The sequence below is a fragment of the Nocardioides pakistanensis genome, assembly GCF_054781215.1.
In genome coordinates this window covers 1-689 of record NZ_BAAGUV010000065.1, presented here as the reverse complement: position 1 = coordinate 689, position 689 = coordinate 1, and the positions used below count along the sequence as shown (strand labels likewise).

Annotated in this window: 1 protein-coding gene; it reads left to right on the top strand. The window is 61.4% G+C overall.

Going from position 1 to position 689, the window contains the following annotated elements:
- Nucleotides 1-241: 241 nt before the first annotated feature.
- On the top strand, nucleotides 242-689 hold a 448-nt coding region (locus tag ACYVIH_RS19400; protein ID WP_460871186.1), incomplete at its 3' end, for a glutathione peroxidase.

The window sequence follows — 689 nt, the reverse complement described above, 5'->3', positions numbered from 1 at the left end:
CTGGTGGCCGTCCAAGCTGAGCAAGGAGCGAGCATGACCGGACTGTTGCCTAAGCCTTGCCTGTAGGCACCACACCTGACAACGAGTCCAACGTGTCTGCTGCAGTACTAGGTGAGCCACCTAACCGTGCAGCAGACCCCACTCCGCACACGGGTCGACGGGTTCCCCCGCGAACCTCACCCCGCAGCACCTGCCGGGGCAGTGACGTCGCAGTAGACAAGAGCCTGGAGAGGAACAAGAAATGGAACTGAAGGAATTGCCCGTCACCATGTTGGGCGGCGGCGAAAGCACTTTCGGAAAGACTGCGGACGGGCGAGTCGCTCTCGTGGTGAACGTTGCCTCCCGTTGCGGCCTGGCGCCGCAGTACGAGCAACTCGAGAACTTGCAGAAGCGCTACGCAGATCGCGGGTTCACCGTGATCGGGTTTCCGAGCAACCAGTTCCTGCAGGAACCGAAAGAGTCGGAAGCGATTGCTGAGTACTGCTCGACCACTTGGGGCGTCACCTTTCCCATGACGGAGAAGGTGAGGGTCAACGGTAAGAACGCCCACCCCGTCTATCGGCAGCTGACTCAGACGCCGGATGGTGAGGGAAAGGCCGGAAAAGTGTCGTGGAACTTCGAGAAGTTCCTCGTGCATCCCGACGGCCGAGTGAAGCGGTTCCGACCGCGCACTACCCCCGACGACCCGG